A 17,991-nucleotide genomic window follows, 5' to 3' on the forward strand; every position below is an offset into this window, starting at 1 on the left:
GGTTTTTTCTAACATCATTTTTCGAAAAAGAATTTGTAATTTATAAAGTGGTTTTGATTTGCTGTGCAAGCCTATCGTTCCACATTACTGCAGTGGCGGATTGGACGACATCAGCGCCGGCGTTTCTGTATTCGAGAAAATGTTCCGGAGTCATAACACCCCCGACGCCCATGATATCAAAATTTAAGCGGTGTTTTTCACGCAACGCAGCGAGGCGTTTAACCATATCAAGGCCTGCCCACTTGATACTGGCGCCACAGCAGCCGGCTTTTAGGCGGCCAGGGCCGGGCAGGAATTGATTGCCTTGCTCGTCAACTATGGCGGCCTGAAGGGTGTTGATGACCGAATACGCTCCAAGATAAGGGCTCGTCCCAAGGACTATTTTTTCTAGTAAGGGCTGTTGATCAGGTGTGAAATAGCCCATTTTGGCTATTAAAGGTACATCACCCACAGCCTCTTTAGTGAGCTTACAGACCTGGTAAACTGCTTCGTAGGTGTAACACAAGACACCTTCGCTCGCGACATTAGGGCACGAAAGATTAAGCTCAATAGCTTGAACACCTGCGCATTTGGCTAATAAAGCTGTGGCTGCAAAATCTTTAAAATAATCATGATCGTTAAAGCCTTCTTGAATTGTTCCGACGACGCTGCCAATACACAGCTGCCCTTTGCCTTGAGCTTGGACGGCTTTTCGAAGGTCATCCACCCAAAAATCAGGGCCGCGACAGGGGTTGCCAAAAGAATTGGTTATCGTTAGTTTTTCGAGGGGAGCACTTGAGTGCAAATGCCCTGTTTGAGGGTGCGTGGCCTTCTCTAGTGTAAGATCACCCTCTACGTCAATGTAGACCACATTAGGAAAGGGATTGCAGGGAAAGGCGACGCTACGCTGGGTTTTGTAGCAAACCACGTCAAAGCCACTTTTAAAGGCTCCTATGATATGTCGGCTGGTGGGCAAAGGTCCGGAAGGAATTCCGAAAGGAGAATTAATTTGTAGGCCTAGAAATTTATATCCGGGGCCCTTTTCGATTGCAGGTGCACTTTGTGATTGATTAGATAAATACGGACCATTGTCTACATTATCATCAAACGTTTTGGCTGGATCGAAAAATGTCGCGGGTTGGATTGGCATTTTTTGGCTCCTTGAAAGAATGACTTTGCGTAATCGATAAAAATCATATCAAAGTAGCATTACAAACTAGGGGTTTCAACAGAATTTTATCTTCTCAATCCCAGCTCAATATCATTAAAATACAAGGTCAACATTGAAAAACCTATCACAACTAAAGACGCGACACCTTTAGTTTGCTGCACTTATTCAGGCCACTCACTATCACCGAATAATGGTCCAAATGCTTCAGGCTGTCCTGTTGCTTTACTCCAGAGAATATCCCCTAAATCGTAATGCCACCATTCAAACTCATGAGAAGTAAATCCAACGGATTCCATTAATTCTTGCAATAAATCACGGCGCGTTTTAATTTCTTTTTCTTCTTGTGTTAAAGAAGATTTTTTTTCATAGAAATTACGATTCGATATTTCTGAGGGATCATCGAATGGACCGCCCATATTACATTCTTGAAAAGTTGCACTATTTATTAAAGTTAAATCGATGGCACCACCCGATAAATGAGGTGCGCAATACGGATTACCAACAATAGATGGTAAAGATACATATTTTCTTGTTTCAATAAAATTTTCGTCTTCTGTTAAATGTGGCATTAATTTTCGAACTTCATTGCGTATTACTTCAAATAAAACACCTTGAACAGCACGTGGACGATACACATCATAAATTAAGATCCCATATTGTGATGGCAACTCTTCGAGCATCTCAAGCACGCGCGTTAAAACAATTTGTCGTCCGTAAATTTTAGGGCTGGGACTATAACCTAACTCGTAATACACCGGCCGTACTTTAATGCGCGGGTGAATTTGATTGTGTAATTCTACGGCTGCTAAATCGTGTTCTGAAAAAATCTCGGTTGCGTTCATATTTGGATTCTCTCTGCGTTAAATTGGATACCCTATAATACTAGTTTAAGAGAGTGAAGCACAAGGAAATGCGTTGGCTGCCGGGCTCTAGAACCAAATTTCATTTAGGACACTGTTTTCAACGCGAAGCTACAGAGCTAAGGTTTTCCTTTCGCGATGAGGGGTTTTAGGGGATGCATCTCCCGGTGTTAAAATCAACAGCCCTGTATAGAGGGCGCTGAGTAACTAACACATCCAAAAATACTTAACCGGGAGATGTTGACAAAGTAAACTGTGGATAACTTTTTTCAATCGGGATAAAATAGCTGTTTTTACAGCAACAAAAAAGGACAGCGCCGTGTCGTCACAATTGTGGCAACAATGTTTGGCTCAATTAGAAAACGAGCTTAAGCCCATCGAATTTACACGATGGATTCAGCCCTTACAGGTAGAACAAACGCCCAACGAGCTGTCTGTGCTGGCGCCCAATCAATTTGTATTAGGATGGCTGAAAGACAACTATTACAATAGATTGAAAGAACTTATTGTAGAATTGTGTCCTGAAGAGACGCCGTCTCTTTGCTTGGGGATTGGTACCCGGAAAGTAGTACGTACGCCGACTAGTGAGAGTCCACAATTAGCCCAGCGCATGCCGCAACATCATGCTAGTGTATTAGATAATGATTCCAACAACCCGTTTGCGAGTACACAAAGTACGCTCAATGAGGCCTTTACGTTCGATAATTTCGTTGAAGGAAAATCGAATCAACTCGCTCGGGCTGCTGCCGTACAAATAGCGGAGAATCCTGGTACGGCCTACAATCCGCTCTTAATTTACGGAGATGTAGGGCTTGGAAAAACCCACTTAATGCACTGCGTGGGAAACCTTATTAGAAGTCGGAAGAAAGATGCCAAAATAATTTATTTACATTCTGAGCGTTTTGTTGCCGATATGGTGAAAGCGTTGCAACGTAATTTAATGAACGATTTCAAACGTTGGTATCGCAATGCTGATGCTCTTTTGATCGATGATATTCAATTTTTTGCCGGGAAAGACCGTTCTCAAGAAGAATTTTTCCATACTTTCAATGCATTAGTTGAAGGCAGACAACAAGTTATTTTAACCTGCGACAAATATCCCAAAGAAATCAATGGGTTAGAAGAAAGACTTAAATCCCGTTTTGGTTGGGGGCTGACTGTTGCCATTGAACCGCCAGAATTGGAAACGCGTGTGGCCATTTTAATGTCTAAAGCTGAGCAATCGCGTGTTCTGCTGCCGAATGAAGTGGCATTTTTTATTGCCAAACGTGTGCAGTCAAATGTGCGTGAATTGGAAGGTGCTTTGAAACGCGTGATCGCGAATGCCCATTTTACTGGCCAACCCATTACGCTAGATTTTACTAGAGAAGCGTTGAAAGATCTATTGGCAGTACAGGCTAAATTAATTTCAATAGAAAATATTCAGAAAATAGTAGCCACTTATTATAAAATTAAAGTCAATGAGTTGCTGTCTAAACGCCGCAATCGCTTTTTGGCGCGTGCCCGACAAATTGCGATGACGCTTGCAAAGGAATTAACAACCCACAGTTTACCGGAGATTGGTGATGCTTTTGGGGGGCGTGATCATACCACCGTTTTACACGCGACACGCAAGATCAAAGAATTAATTGCAACTGAAGTAGATATTAAAGAGGACTATTTGAATCTTTTACGTATTTTGTCAACATAACTTAATGGAAGGATAAGGATCATGAAATTTACATTGCAACGCGAAGAGCTGCTTACTCCACTTCAACTCGCCATCGGTGTAGTTGAGCGTCGTCAAACATTACCTATTTTGGCGAACGTCTTATTGCGTTTCAGTGATGATCAGCTGTCCGTTACAGGTACTGATTTAGAGGTCGAACTGATTGGGCGCACTACCCTGCAATCCAAACAACCTGGTAATAAAGAAATTACAGTTCCAGGTCGTAAACTTTTAGATATCTGCAAAACCTTGCCAGATGAAGCGACGATAACGCTAGAGTTTGAAAAAGATCGATTATTGATTAAATCAGGAAGAAGTCGTTTTTCACTTTCTACTCTGCCGGCTGAAGAATTTCCGTTTATTCAGGCAGATCCTAGTACGGTTGAAATCAAACTACCGCATTCTGATTTACATTATTTAATTCAACGTACCCATTTTGCGATGGCACAACAGGACGTACGCTACTACTTGAATGGAATGTTGTTGGAAGTTAAAGGTGGCAATATTCGTACGGTTGCAACCGACGGACATCGATTAGCGTTAAATTCTTTAACGTATTCTGATTCGGCTGCAACGGCGCAAGCGCTGTTGCCCTACAAAGGCGTTCATGAACTTTTACGATTGATTTCAGGTAATGCAGGCGATGTTACCGTAGGTGTTAGTGCAAATCATATCCGGGTAGAAAGCCCTAACTTTACGTTTATTTCGAAATTAATTGATGGAAGCTTCCCGAGCTATGAGCGCGTGGTTCCTAAGAACAGCGATAAACATGTTATTTTAGATCGACATTCCCTGAAACAAACCTTACAACGAGCTTCAGTCTTGACCAATGAAAAATTTCGCGGTGTTCGTTTTCATTTAGAGAATGATGTGCTTCAAATACAGGCCAATAATCCTGAACAAGAAGAAGCTGAAGAAGAGATGACCATTGATTACCAATCTCCGACCTGTGAGCTAGGTTTTAATGTGGATTATATTATCGATGTGCTTAATACCATCAGCAATGATAACGTAGTTCTGAGTTTTACTGACAATGAAACGGGTGTCTTGGTTCAGGAGCAAACTGACAGAGCGTATAGTGCGTTTGTGATCATGCCGCTTCGTCTCTAGTTAGCCTGAATATTATGACCAGCCTGTCGCACATTACTATACAGAATCTGCGTAATCTTGCGTCAGTAGACATAGCCCCTGGGCCTAAGATCAATCTCTTCTGTGGGCCTAATGGCAGTGGCAAAACCAGCTTTTTAGAAGCGATTCATTTATTGGCCCTCGGGCGCTCTTTTCGCACGCGTCTTACCTCTCGTTTAATAGAGCATGAACAGTCACAGTTTCAACTTCACGCTAAAATCTCAATGTCTTCCGGTGAAACACCCGTTGGGCTTTCTAAGCAGCGCAATGGACAAACGACAATTAAAATTGCGGGTAATTCAGTTAGTAGCATTATAGAGATAGCTGAATTATTGCCAATACAATTGCTCTACCCTGATGGCCATAGCTTAATTAACGAAGGCCCCAAATTACGCCGACAGTTTATTGACTGGGGATTGTTTCACGTGGAACATCTATTCTTTAGTCATTGGCAACGTGCTCAACGAGCAATTAAACAACGTAATGTGGTGTTAAGACAGCGATTGCATTCAGATCAAGTCGCAATTTGGAATAATGAACTCTGTGTCGTTGCTGAACATCTTGATCTATCGCGAGCTCAGTACATTAAACAATTAACTCCCATTTTCAATTCCTTAGCTTCTTCATTGTTACCAGAGGTACCCGTTACATTGGATTACTATAGGGGTTGGTCACACGACTCTATACTAGAAGAAGTACTGAAACGTAACATTCATCGCGATCTTGAACTAGGCTATACGCAACAAGGCCCTCACCGGGCTGAGATACTCTTAACTTCAAATGAAATGCCGGTCAAAGACACTCTTTCACAAGGACAACACAAATCTCTCATTTATGCTTTGCGTTTAGCGCAAGGATGTTTACTACATCAACAAACACAAAAATCTGCAATCTATTTGATAGATGACCTGCCTGCAGAGCTTGATCAAGCTAAGCTTAAGATAGTCGGTGATTTATTGAATAACATCTCAGCGCAAGTCTATATTACGGGTACAGATTTTAGACTTTTTGAATCATTATTATCAGGCCAACACAATCCCAAAATGTTTCACGTGAAACGTGGAACTATCATTGAGTAGAAACCTGTCTTTCAATCATTTAGATGTTTCACGTGGAACATATTGTTTTAGACCAGCGCCTAAGAGAGCTTCTTCTAGGTTTGGGTGTAGTATAGCGAATCACGGTATAATAATTAGGGTGATTATATGGTGTGTACGCTTTTTTCTCATTTGAAGCTGTTTAGTATTGTAAGCAATTCGATATATTTACTGGGATACCAGTATCAAAAATAATTCGATTATTACACTGTTACAAGGAGTTATGATGGCAATGATTTTAGATGTTCACGTGCAGCATCTTAATTAATATGGCTATAATCCTAGATTCTGCAGTTGGAATCGTAACGAGAGGTCCTTTAGGTGCTCAAGATAAAGACTTTTTGAGGTGTGTTTGATTAATGGCTTATGCTCACGTACGGTGAACTAAAAAATGCTTCAGAAAGTTTTTAGATTCAGTGCATTAGGGCTTCTTAGTAGATTCCAACTGCAGAATCTAGGATAATAGTCGAAGTGAATCGAAAATTCGGTGATTACTGCTGATATTGTTTTAATAGTATATGGAGCGTGTTATGAAGAGAACGGAACCAGAGAATGGGAGCTCATTGATCTCAGATGAAAGAGATGTCGATGAATATCATTTACGTAATGTTAAAGCTGGGAGATTGAGGTTCACGTCGAATAAATTAGTGGCAAAAGGAGATACAGACCCTTCAATGACGATATCTGATACGGTTCTGATTGACGATAGTGGCGCTCAAAATCAGTTTGTAGAGAGATTTGATATCAGCATAGATGAAACATTAAAGGATGAGTTGATAGTATCGCTGCTTAAGTTAACTGAAGGTGAACAAGTTAAACTAATTCTTGGCGTCTTGCCAGAAGCTGCAAAAGTAGTGTATAGACGATTAATGGTTGAGCAGGAAAATACCCCGCTGAGAGATGGGTCGACACAACCACTGCCATCTGCCACTAAGTTGAATATATTGTTGGATAAGCTTACTACTGAGCAATTAGAAGCGCTAAACGAACTAGTTCAACATAATAATGCCGATAATCACAATATTTTCGGATTTTAGATTCAGATCAAGATAGCGAGCGGCCTGATTAAAGTAATGCTACTTTTAAGTTTAAAAAAGCCGTTAATAGCTATTATTTTGTATGTTGTGGCTTCTGAAAAAGGACGTGATCGTTACACTTCGATCTCCAGATCATAGAAAACAAATTTTCAAAAATTATGTGTAAACCTAGCTCTGATGCAATATCTAGGATGTCATTTTTTTCTAAATCTGATACAATACGTCCTTTTGATTGAGAGAAATTGGGCATGTCTATTAACGAAATCGATGCGACTTACGATCAGTCTAGAATCAAGGTTTTGAAAGGTTTAGATGCGGTACGTAAGCGTCCTGGAATGTACATCGGTGACACGGATGATGGTACCGGTTTACATCATATGGTGTACGAAGTTGTCGATAACTCCGTTGATGAGGCCCTTGCGGGGTATTGCACCGAAGTCGATGTTATTATTCACTCCGATAACTCAATCACTGTTAAAGATAATGGACGAGGCATTCCTGTAGGTATTCACGAGGAAGAGAAACGATCATCAGCTGAAGTTGTTATGACCATACTCCATGCGGGTGGTAAATTCGATAGCGATTCGTATAAAGTGTCGGGCGGTTTGCATGGCGTTGGTGTCTCTGTTGTTAATGCACTTTCTGAATATTTAAAACTCAAAATTCGTCAACTTGGAAAAGTTCATGTACAGACTTATCACTTAGGGGTTCCTGAAGAGTCTTTAAAAGCTATAGGTGATACAGATTTAACTGGAACAGAAATTACTTTTAAACCCAGTGACAAAATTTTCAACAATGTTCTTGAATATAATTATGATATTCTTGCGCGAAGATTACGCGAATTAGCCGTATTAAATTCTGGATTACGAATTTCATTATATGATGAACGCACTGGAAAAGGTGATATTTTTCTTTATGATGGTGGATTGAAAGAATTCATCAAGATGCTGAACAAAAATAAAACAGCAGTTAATAACGACATTCTTTATTTTAAAAAAGAGCAAGACGGAATTACAGCCGAAGTTGCAATGCAATGGAACGATAGTTATCAAGAAACGGTCTATTGTTATACAAACAATATTCCACAAAGAGACGGTGGTACTCATTTAGCGGGATTTAGATCAGGTCTTACACGATCTATCAATAATTATATTACTGAATCAATGAAGGGTGCAAAAGTTGCTTTAACGGGTGAGGATATTCGTGAAGGACTGACCGCAGTAATTTCAGTAAAGGTACCCGATCCAAAATTTTCATCTCAAACAAAAGATAAATTAGTTTCATCTGAAATTAAACCCATTATTGAATCTTTGCTTTCGGAATATTTAACGCATTATTTGCTTGAACATCCGATGGAAGCAAAAAATATAATCAATAAAACTATTGATGCTGCACGTGCACGCGAAGCTGCACGAAAAGCACGTGAATTAACGCGTAGAAAAAGTGCACTTGATATCGCAGGTCTTCCAGGAAAATTAGCTGATTGCCAAGAAAAAGATCCAGCATTATCAGAGATATTTATTGTTGAGGGTGATTCTGCTGGCGGCTCTGCAAAACAGGCGCGAAATCGTAAAAATCAAGCGATTTTACCGCTTAAAGGAAAGATTCTGAATGTTGAAAAGGCGCGATTTGACAAAATGATTTCGTCTGTAGAAGTAGGAACACTAATTACTGCGCTAGGTTGTGGAATTGGACGCGAAGAATATAATCCTGATAAATTACGGTATCATCGCATCATTATTATGACTGACGCGGATGTTGATGGTTCTCATATTCGTACGTTATTACTTACTTTTTTCTATCGACAAATGGTAGAAGTTATTCAACGTGGTTATATTTATATTGCACAACCGCCTCTGTATAAAGTGAAAAAAGGCAAGCAAGAACAGTACATAAAAGACGATGATGCGTTGGCTGAATATTTACAACAAATTGCATTGGAAGATGCTGGTTTGTATGTCAATGCAACTTCCCCACCAATTTCGGGAACTGCGTTGGAAACATTGGGAAATGAATATCGCTCGATTCAACGAAAAATAAAATATTTAAATCGTCGTTATCCTGAAGTTATTTTGCAACAATTGCTTGCGATGTTACCTTTGAACGTTGAAGAGCTAAGTGATAAAAATCGTGTTGAAATATGGTCTGAGAAATTATCTGAATTATTGCAGAGTAAGTCACACAATAACGATAACACTGCTCAATACAAAATTCATGTTCAGGAATCAGGCGAATTAGGGCAATACTATCCAACAATCACAATAACGGCGCACGGAATTGATCAGCAATTTCCTTTACGACAAGAGTTTTTTGCATCCCATGATTATCAACTATTCAGTTCCTTTGCTGAAAAAACGCGAGATCTGCTGGAAGAAAGTGCGTTTATTCAACGTGGTGAAAAACGTCAAGGCATCAAAACCTTTGCTGATGCGATCGATTGGTTGATGCAAGATGCGCGTAAAGGCATTGCAGTTCAACGTTATAAAGGTCTTGGTGAAATGAATCCTGATCAGCTTTGGGAAACCACAATGGATCCTGAAACTCGTCGTATGTTGCAAGTACGCATTGAAGATGCAGTGGCGGCCGATGAATATTTCACAACATTGATGGGTGATCAAGTAGAGCCACGACGCCTGTTTATTGAAAGCAAAGCGCTGGATGTCGTCAACCTCGACGTTTAATAAGCCTAATTTCATCATTCAATATTTTCCTTACACACTATTTTGGAGAAAAATCCGTGGAAAAAAATTTTATGCAGGAAGCCATTGCCCAGGCTAAATTAGGAATTGAAAATAACGAAGGGGGGCCCTTTGGAGCTGTTGTTGTAAAAGACGGTGAAATAATTGGGCGTGGCCACAATTGCGTACCCTCCACAAATGATCCTACAGCTCACGCTGAAGTCACCGCTATTCGTGATGCGTGCCGACACTTAGATACCTTTAATTTGGAAGGTTGTACAATTTATACTAGCTGCGAACCATGCCCGATGTGTTTGACCGCTATTTACTGGGCCCGAATTGAAAAAATATTTTTTGGGGCGAATCAACATGATGCAGCAGAAATCGGTTTCGACGATCGCTTTTTTTATGAACAATTGAATAAACCTTTAGGCGATCGAAAGATCTCCGAAGAACAAATAATGCAATCTGAAGCTAAAGCTGTTTTAGCAGAGTGGTTTTCAAAAGAAGATAAAATTGTTTATTAAGTCTCCAATCAGTCCATATTAATCTGAACCTCGAAAATAACCCCGAAGTACCCCGAAGAGTAGATCTTCGGGGTCTGGCATAGTTGAAAATTGGCTTACTTTTACTATTGACCCCCCCTAAAATAATTCCAAGTAACCTGCAGCATAGATTTTCGGGGTTGGGCATGCTCTAACCTCTTAGGCAAAAATGGAAGCGGGGTTGTGCCATGAGTTGTTAGAGGGTTCACTATTTTGGTGGTTTAGTTAAATCAAATTATGACGAAATTCAACTGCTAAGCCAATATTCTAAATTTACACTATACTTTTGATTCAGAGTTCAATTAGCAAAGTTAGTTCTATACAAAGGGATTTAATGGATGCAACACCAAATTTTTATTAGTTACGCAGGTCCAGATCAAGAGCTTGTAGAAAATTTTCGATCTGAACTAAAATTACGGGGAATCAATGCTTGGGTCTATTCCTTAGACAAAACAATAGGCTCTGAAATTTGGAACGAAATAGAAGATAAGATCCAAGAAATAAGTTGTTGGATTTTTATTATCTCAAATCACAGTGTATCCTCTAATGGTCAACTAGGTGAGTTAAAACTTGTACTTCAAAAAGTGACCTCTGCTGGTGTGCGTAATAGAATTATTCCGCTATTTTGAAATGAAATTAATCCATCAGATTGTCCAGAACCGTTTAATCAAATTAATGGTGAGTTTCTTGATGCTGAGTCTGTAAAGACAACAGCATTTAAGATAGCAGAAAGATTTTTCCCTGATCTATTGGAACGTGAATCACTAAAAGAATGGAAGTATCCTTGTCCCGGTGAATGGCTTAAAATTTCAAAAATGGATAGGTGCCTAGAGAAATCATCTTATCAATTAGGAGATAAACTTTACTTTCGAAAAATAAGCCCTATAAGATTGTTTGAGTGCTATTCACCGAAGATAAAGGGACTATATTCGATTTCGCCTGAAAATGTTGTACGTAGTGTCGATATTGAAGTTGAAAAAAATCACGGTTGCGATGTGCCATATGAGTATAGTGTTAGTGGAATGATTCATATAGAACAATTAGGTTGGGAAAAATGGTTGGTTGATAAGGGCGAAGCTAAGAAATAGAGCTGTCATAAAATCACGATCTTTATCACGTACGATAAAAAATAGAGATATAAGAGTCGGTTTTCGACAAAATTGTCACGCACGTGATAAAAATGAATGGAGCGTCCTTAATTAGTCATATTTATTCTCAAAGACAATATATTTAGGACATATAGTCTGATAAATTGTGATGGCTAACACCATAGGGTGTACACGATGAAGTGATCAAGAGATAAGTGTGGTCAGATCGATTTTTCTGGTATTGGTGGTATTGATGCCCAATATGATACATATTGAGCTATCAGAGTGCTATCTCTTGGCTCACGGTACCATGACTTACTCGCATCAACATATTGAGCAAAAAATACATCTCCAGGAACAGAGCATGCAAGAACGCGTTCACCCTCCTTGGGCAATTTATCATTAGCACTAGTCCAGAAATTCATTTACATCCTCCTTAAGAAACGCCATGTGGCAATATGCATCTGTGATTGATTGTGCTCAGTGCTAATATAAAGAAGCGGCACCTAATTTAATTATAGTATATGTTCCCACAATATCCAGTTTATTATTTTATTGAGACTTACCCGCCACAGGGGGTAAATTATATTTTACCCCCTGTGGCGGGTAAGTCAAAATGATGGAGAAACGAAAGAAGCTTATTATATCGCCAAAAGTATTAGCGATCTGTGTGATTGATCGCCGTATAAAATTAAAATTAAGCCAAGCAGAAGTTGCAGATCTAGTGGGATTGAAGCAGCAAACAATTTCACACTTTGAGACTCATCCTGAAGGGACTAGGATTGAAACCTTATTTCGCATTCTTTTTGCTGTTAATTTGGATTTGCGTTTGCTAGGAAAAGAAGAAACAAATAATAGTGAAACGGAGTGGTAGATAATAGAGTCTGTATGCTAACGTAGAGTTGGACTGTGTCTTCCGTCTTTTAATCTAACTAAATGCACCAAAGTAACATTTGGTTGGGAATTTTTTTATACATGATTTTATAGTTGTAATGATTACAAAGCTTATTAACTGAATAATGTTGTGAAGTTTTAAAGCAGAATATCATAAAATTAATAAATAGAGATCATATAATATCTCGATTAGAGATTATGGGGAAATGTTTCTTAAAAAAAGAATAAAAATGGTGCGGTCATCCAGTTCGTGAGTAATTTTACGGATTTTCATATTTTGCTTCATCCTTTAATTTTTAGTTGTGTCACGAATATATAAGACAAAAAATGTGTCTATAAGTTCGAGACATAAAATACATACTGCTATGTGTGCATAAATTAACTAATTATGAGGAATTGTAATATGAAAAATTATCCTGAAATGTCCGTTACTCAAGAGAAAGCTTTAATTGAAGCGACACATTATTTTGGTAAATTGGTAACGAAAGCTGTTGTTGATCCAGAACAAAATAAGAAGAGTATTACACTAGGAAATAAATTAAGTGCAGCGGGAAATGTTGTAAAAGCTGATGGTTCTCCTGCCGGAGCAGATGAATTTGCTAGGAACGTTGACGGTAGTATTAAAGGTAGTGATGGTAAGGTTTATGTGAGTTATGAAAATTATCAGGCAAGTCGTATAGCGTTAATCGAAGCATTAACTAAGCGAATGAATCAAGGAAATGTGATAAATGTTTTAAGAGTGAATCCAATTGACCCAGTAATACAAGGTTTGGGTTATGTAGCAGTACCTCCTGCCGCAGGCGGTCCGCAAGAAAATTATGCTGCGACAACAAAAAAAGCAGAAATCGAATTAGGTAATGGTCCTAACAGTAATCGAGTCAAAATAAACGATCAAGGATCGATTATTCATAATTTAGTCAAAGGGATACTTAATAGTAATTATGCTGAAAAAATCTTACCTGCCGCTAAAGAATTTATAAGTGCGAAAATGGGGGTTAATTTTCAAGATTCTATTAATTTGGAGAAAGCTCGCGTATTTGCTTTGGCTGCTGATCGAGCTAAAGATCATTATTTGCTGGCATTTGATGATCCAGCAGTAATCGATTTATTGATTAACACACCCGCTGGAACTTTGGCTACTTCAAAGAATATCCTAAGGACCTACACCAGAGCTCCTAGTTTGAATGCTGCTCTATCAGTTCCACCTGATAATGCGAATGCGGCAAATGCTGTATTTTCCCCGCGTGCAGACGAAATTGCTGATGCAATTGCTGAATTTGTATTCAATCAATTAAATATGGTCAATTTGGCAGCATCAGAAGTAATTAAAAATTCATTGCAAGGGTATGTTGTCAAAGCAGAAATCAAAACCATTGCTGGTCCTATCAGCATTGATACAACAGAGATTATTCCAGATTTGGCATTAGATGCAGCAAAAAATCTACTTGAACAGCAACCAGCGGCAACAGGGGTTCAAGCTAGAGATGCAGCAGTGCTAGCCTCAAATGAGCTCGCAGCGAAAGTTACAGCAGCAATTAATAAACCTGGTTCAATGGATGATGATCATCTAAAGTTATTACGTTCTCGTGCTGAAATAGCTTTAAACACTGTGGGCAAAATGAATGTAAAACTGGGTGACCTACCAAATATTTCAGCTTCCAATCTGATTGCTGCAATGGTCACATCAGTGAATCAAATTCCTGCACCGGTCACCCCAACGGATGATCAAAAGTTAAATTATTTAAACAATTTGTTACAAACAGTGAAATCAACAGCTGATTCAAAAGATGTTGAGAAAGCAAAGAGTACCGATATGTTTTCTGCACTTAAAGATCTATCAGATGTGTTACTGAAAAATTATGGTAAAGATGTTTTCTCTAATGATCAATTGAAATCTTTACAAGGTAATATCGATGGACTTTTAGATGTGTTGGACAAAGCTGCAGAGAATTCCAGTAATAAAAAAGTACCGGCTCTTTTATCTGCACTAGGACTTGGAATTTCAGCACTTGCAGTACAACTAGGTACTCAAAAGGACTTTACGCCAGCATCGATCGCTATAATTGCAGTAGATGTTATTGCCGCTATTGTGACACCATTGATAGCACACTATAAAGTTGATGTTCCTCAAAATCAAAAGACTGATCAGAACAAACAATTGGCTACTCAGCTTAAAGCGCAATTAAGTGGGGAGGCTGATACAAAGGCAGTTCAATATAATAACAGTGTTGCAAGTCTAATTGATAAATTTAAAACTAAGAACACTAACTCAAAAACAGCTGAGAGATTCACCCCATTTATTGAAGAACTTGCCGCTTCCAAAGCTGCAATGGCAAAAGGTGGTGTATAATTTGTTGTGATTGTTTTAGATGTATAAATAAGTATAACCTGTCTGGTCTCAGGCAGGTTTTACAACTTCACTAAATAGGCGTCGCGTCTTGAGTTGAGAGAGGTTACGCAGTTTTGGAAATTGAGTTAAATCAAATGTTGTTGAATTTCAATCAGATCTAGCACTTAGTCGTTTTTGTAAAATTCTAAAAATACCCATAAAGCACAATAATGAAATTTGGATATTATAAGGTCGGCTTTCATTTTGAAAAAGAAGGAATTGAAGGAAACCTCTCACAACTCAAGACGCTACGCCGTCATACAGAGGTCAGGGGGCATAAATGCCCCCTTATCCTCATTAACCACACACATGCCGAGACTTAAGTGCACTTGCTAGCTAACATACAACGCGTTCACCCCTCCCTCAATGGTTAGGATCACCATTGGATGAGATGACTATATAGGAAAACGAATAGGGAAAGATACCGTAAAAAATACCTATTTACTTTGAGATAGGGGAACAGAACCACTATATTGAGAACTTGCCGTAGAGTGATAATCAGCTACAGGTATTGGGTGCGGATAATATCTGAAATTATTGAGTAAAGTGATGTCATTATCGAGTAGCTCAATAATTTTTTGAATATAAAAAAAACATCCGAGTAGAGGGAGTTGCTGGCTAGCGGGCCGTACTACGGGGACCATAAATTCTTGCCCCTCTTCTTCGTCACCAACGGCCGGACTGTTCATAGGAAAAAAACTTAAAGACACTGATTTAGACCTTTTTCTCGTTTGAGACTGCGCTTCTTCTTCGCCCTCTTCATTCTGAAATTCCACGGCAGAACAGATGAGTCTACAGGCTGTTTTAATTAGATATAGTTTTCGTTTTTCTTTAGTGGCGGTGTCTTGATATCTGTGTGCTAGTGTCTCTAATTTAAGAATTAATGAATCATCATGATGACTATTATGCTCAAAAAAGGAACCACTTATAGACATTGTTTGTTGAGATGTAGACCGATTAGATGATTGTTTATTAAAAAAACCAGTAAAAAATCTATGAATTGTAAAGATTGGACTTATGGGATCCCATGAAAGTTTTGCATCCAAACATAATTGTAATATCAGTTCATCATAATGTTTGTATTCATCCATGAAATTATTTAAAAAATTGGCATAGGGTCCTAACTCAAAAGTAGATTGCTTTTCTGCGTCGCGCTTTTTTTCATCATTCAAAGTGGCTTTCATAGCTTCAATGACAAATTTATCACCTCTATCTTTTGGTACCGCTGAGTTAATAAATTTCATTCGTGCAATTGATGTATCCTGAAGCGGTAGAAGTCGAGAGTTATCACCGGTTAATTTTCCGGAAAATAATGCAGCTGATTTATCTTGTTGTGCCTCTCTTGGATTAACTTTTTCTGCTTGTAAATAAACGCATGAGACGTTAGATACAGAATCTTTAATGTCGAGTTCTCTACATACACAAGAGAGTATGTTTTTACCTGTGTCTAATAGCATGCTGAGAGGACCAGGATACATCATAGCAACGGTTTTTGTTTCGCCAGGGACTGTTTTGGGTAATATTTTACAATGGATCATTACGTCTTCAATAAGAACGTAGGCAAGGTCATTGACTTTAACATCTAATGACCAATTTTTAAAAGTTCCACTTTCGTATAATTTTTCAATTTCAGTCGGAAATTTTTTATCGCCAGGTTTTCGATTGTTAATAGCTCGGGCCCCTAATTTAAAAGCTTGCTCTAGTTTGTTAACAATTTGCATCACCGTAGGGTCTTTATAATGATGTTTCAAAGTGGCCCAACGAACGGTAGCAGACCTTCTCATTCGGAGTAAGATATCAACGTCTTTTTGTTCGAATTTTTCATTCTTGCTGAATAATTGATAATATGTTCTTTCCAGTTCACGACCTTTTTCGATGAATTCACTCTCATGGGTCGTTAATCTTTCATCTTGTAAAAGTAAATTACATTGTCCGTTGGACATATTAAGATCAATTTCGACCGAATCAATTTTATTTAATGCTTGAGTAACTTCAGCATCAATCAATACAGCATCCCATTTCAACGTAATTTTTTTAGGTGATATTGCTTCTTTAGATAATTGTTCTTGAATCCAATATTCATAGCCATCCCGTAAATTTTGTAAGCAAGCGACTTGTGAAGCTGCAGAGGCACCTTCATGGTACGGTTGTCCTACGCTTAAAGGCACATAAATGGTAATGGGTTCATGACAATGTTTAAAGAATTGTTTCAGATCATTTGTATGTATGAAATATTCACTAGGTCCGTGACTTGGTTGTAGTTCTTTTTTTCTTGGATCTAATCGATTAGCTTTTACACGCTTCACCATATCAATTAATAAGCCTGCAAACTTAATACACAAATCTAAATCAGGCAAATTTTGCTCGTGTAATTCGTATACACCTTCTTTCATCGCACACACATCCTTGTAAACACAGCATTTACTATGACAAAATTCGAAATCTGTGTCAAACCGGATGGTTCGAATAGCTTCTTATTTTTTGTAAATGAATCTAAATGGTTCATTGTCTTCATGTTCGAGGGTTGGAGTATGTTCTTTAGAAGTATTGAGCACCGCCCGTGCTTTTTTTGCTTTTCTTTGATCGGACTCTCGATCACTTCTACAGTCTGATTTGATTCTCAAATAAGTATGTCTAACTCCGTTGGCCCGAGTAATTGATTCTCCAAAATCGCAAGAACCATACCAAACATGTTTAACCTGTTTTTTATGTTCAAGTTGCGGCTTCGGAAATAAATGTGAAAGCAGCACCATTTGTCTTGCCAATTCAGAAAGATGTTGAGCTTGTATTAGTGGTAAAAGTGGTAATTTATCATGATAAGCATTCTTGAAATGGGAACATATTTTTGTGAATCGATTTCCATCGTAAAATGTCATGGTATGGTAATCGCGAATAAATAGAGGGCGCCACACGTTATCATGTTGACTTTGAGTTCTATTAAATTTATCAGTTTGCGCAAGTCGACCTAACTCTTGAATGGTAAGAAAGCTCAAAATGTAGAAATAAATATTTTTGTCCAGGTCTTTAAGGTGCATAATTTCATACATTCCCTATTGAATAAGGATTCAGCATAGAGTGTATGAAATTTTATTGACAGGGTATTTTATTCCTAGGATATTGCTCACATCAGTGGTTCCGCCAAGGCAAATCATTTGCATTCAGGGCCTTAGAAGAGCTTCCTTTCACGATGAGGGGTTTTAGGGGAGAGAATCGTGATTCTCCCCCCTAAATATAAAAAAGGAAGCATCTCCCGGTTTTATAATCAACAGTTATGAATACAGGCATTAAGTGACCAAAACACCCAAAATATATAAACGGGAGATGCTGTGCTCACATCAGCGGTTCCGCCAAGGCAAATCATTTGCATTCAGGGCCTTAGAAGAGCTTCCTTTCACGATGAGGGGTTTTAGGGGAGAG

15 protein-coding genes are annotated in these 17,991 nt (G+C 38.7%); 10 read left to right on the plus strand and 5 right to left on the minus strand.

The genetic code is table 11. The features are described from left to right. Positions 1 to 40 precede the first annotated feature (40 nt). Positions 41 to 1,129, minus strand: a complete 1,089-nt coding sequence (locus tag K2X50_01960; GenBank protein ID MBX9585999.1) for a diguanylate cyclase — start codon at positions 1,127 to 1,129, stop codon at positions 41 to 43. A gap of 182 nt (positions 1,130 to 1,311) precedes the next feature. Beyond that, the gene (locus tag K2X50_01965) at positions 1,312 to 1,992 is read right to left on the minus strand and encodes a hypothetical protein (GenBank protein MBX9586000.1); all 681 of its coding nucleotides are present in this window, start codon (positions 1,990 to 1,992) and stop codon (positions 1,312 to 1,314) included. Positions 1,993 to 2,329: 337 nt separating this feature from the next. Here K2X50_01965 and dnaA point away from each other — a divergent pair, with 337 nt between their 5' ends. The 8 genes from dnaA (at position 2,330) to K2X50_02005 (ending at position 11,291) form a co-directional block, all read left to right on the plus strand. Next, positions 2,330 to 3,700, plus strand: a complete 1,371-nt coding sequence (dnaA, locus tag K2X50_01970) for a chromosomal replication initiator protein DnaA (GenBank protein MBX9586001.1) — start codon at positions 2,330 to 2,332, stop codon at positions 3,698 to 3,700. Between the two features lie 21 nt (positions 3,701 to 3,721). Next, positions 3,722 to 4,828, plus strand: a complete 1,107-nt coding sequence (gene dnaN / locus K2X50_01975; protein ID MBX9586002.1) for a DNA polymerase III subunit beta — start codon at positions 3,722 to 3,724, stop codon at positions 4,826 to 4,828. A 14-nt stretch (positions 4,829 to 4,842) separates the two neighbouring features. Further along, complete coding sequence (gene recF, locus K2X50_01980) at positions 4,843 to 5,925, plus strand: DNA replication/repair protein RecF (protein ID MBX9586003.1); 1,083 nt, start codon at positions 4,843 to 4,845, stop codon at positions 5,923 to 5,925. Between the two features lie 548 nt (positions 5,926 to 6,473). Continuing rightward, positions 6,474 to 6,980, plus strand: coding sequence for a hypothetical protein (locus K2X50_01985; protein MBX9586004.1), 507 nt, complete (start codon positions 6,474 to 6,476; stop codon positions 6,978 to 6,980). Between the two features lie 263 nt (positions 6,981 to 7,243). Continuing rightward, positions 7,244 to 9,661, plus strand: coding sequence for a DNA topoisomerase (ATP-hydrolyzing) subunit B (gene gyrB / locus K2X50_01990; protein ID MBX9586005.1), 2,418 nt, complete (start codon positions 7,244 to 7,246; stop codon positions 9,659 to 9,661). A gap of 71 nt (positions 9,662 to 9,732) precedes the next feature. Beyond that, positions 9,733 to 10,185 (plus strand): nucleoside deaminase, encoded by a 453-nt coding sequence (locus K2X50_01995; GenBank protein MBX9586006.1) that lies wholly within the window; start codon positions 9,733 to 9,735, stop codon positions 10,183 to 10,185. 356 nt (positions 10,186 to 10,541) lie between these two features. Beyond that, on the plus strand, positions 10,542 to 10,832 hold the full coding sequence (locus tag K2X50_02000; protein MBX9586007.1) for a toll/interleukin-1 receptor domain-containing protein: 291 nt from the start codon (positions 10,542 to 10,544) through the stop codon (positions 10,830 to 10,832). Positions 10,833 to 10,952: 120 nt separating this feature from the next. Continuing rightward, entirely contained in the window at positions 10,953 to 11,291 is a 339-nt protein-coding gene (locus K2X50_02005) for a hypothetical protein (GenBank protein MBX9586008.1), read from the plus strand. Positions 11,292 to 11,512: 221 nt separating this feature from the next. Here K2X50_02005 and K2X50_02010 read toward each other — a convergent pair whose 3' ends face one another. After that, the gene (locus K2X50_02010) at positions 11,513 to 11,716 is read right to left on the minus strand and encodes a hypothetical protein (protein ID MBX9586009.1); all 204 of its coding nucleotides are present in this window, start codon (positions 11,714 to 11,716) and stop codon (positions 11,513 to 11,515) included. A gap of 194 nt (positions 11,717 to 11,910) precedes the next feature. On the opposite strand from K2X50_02010, the gene K2X50_02015 reads away from it, so the two are divergent. Both K2X50_02015 and K2X50_02020 read left to right on the plus strand, forming a co-directional pair. Further along, on the plus strand, positions 11,911 to 12,165 hold the full coding sequence (locus tag K2X50_02015) for a helix-turn-helix domain-containing protein (GenBank protein ID MBX9586010.1): 255 nt from the start codon (positions 11,911 to 11,913) through the stop codon (positions 12,163 to 12,165). 423 nt (positions 12,166 to 12,588) lie between these two features. Continuing rightward, positions 12,589 to 14,535: a hypothetical protein gene (locus K2X50_02020; protein MBX9586011.1), complete on the plus strand. Its 1,947-nt coding sequence runs from the start codon at positions 12,589 to 12,591 to the stop codon at positions 14,533 to 14,535. 476 nt (positions 14,536 to 15,011) lie between these two features. On the opposite strand, the gene K2X50_02025 is transcribed toward K2X50_02020, so the two are convergent. Continuing rightward, positions 15,012 to 16,967, minus strand: a complete 1,956-nt coding sequence (locus K2X50_02025; protein ID MBX9586012.1) for a hypothetical protein — start codon at positions 16,965 to 16,967, stop codon at positions 15,012 to 15,014. A gap of 81 nt (positions 16,968 to 17,048) precedes the next feature. After that, on the minus strand, positions 17,049 to 17,609 hold the full coding sequence (locus tag K2X50_02030; protein MBX9586013.1) for a hypothetical protein: 561 nt from the start codon (positions 17,607 to 17,609) through the stop codon (positions 17,049 to 17,051). Positions 17,610 to 17,991: the final 382 nt, after the last annotated feature.

The sequence above is a fragment of the Gammaproteobacteria bacterium genome, from assembly GCA_019748175.1.
Lineage (GTDB): Bacteria > Pseudomonadota > Gammaproteobacteria > JAIEPX01 > JAIEPX01 > JAIEPX01.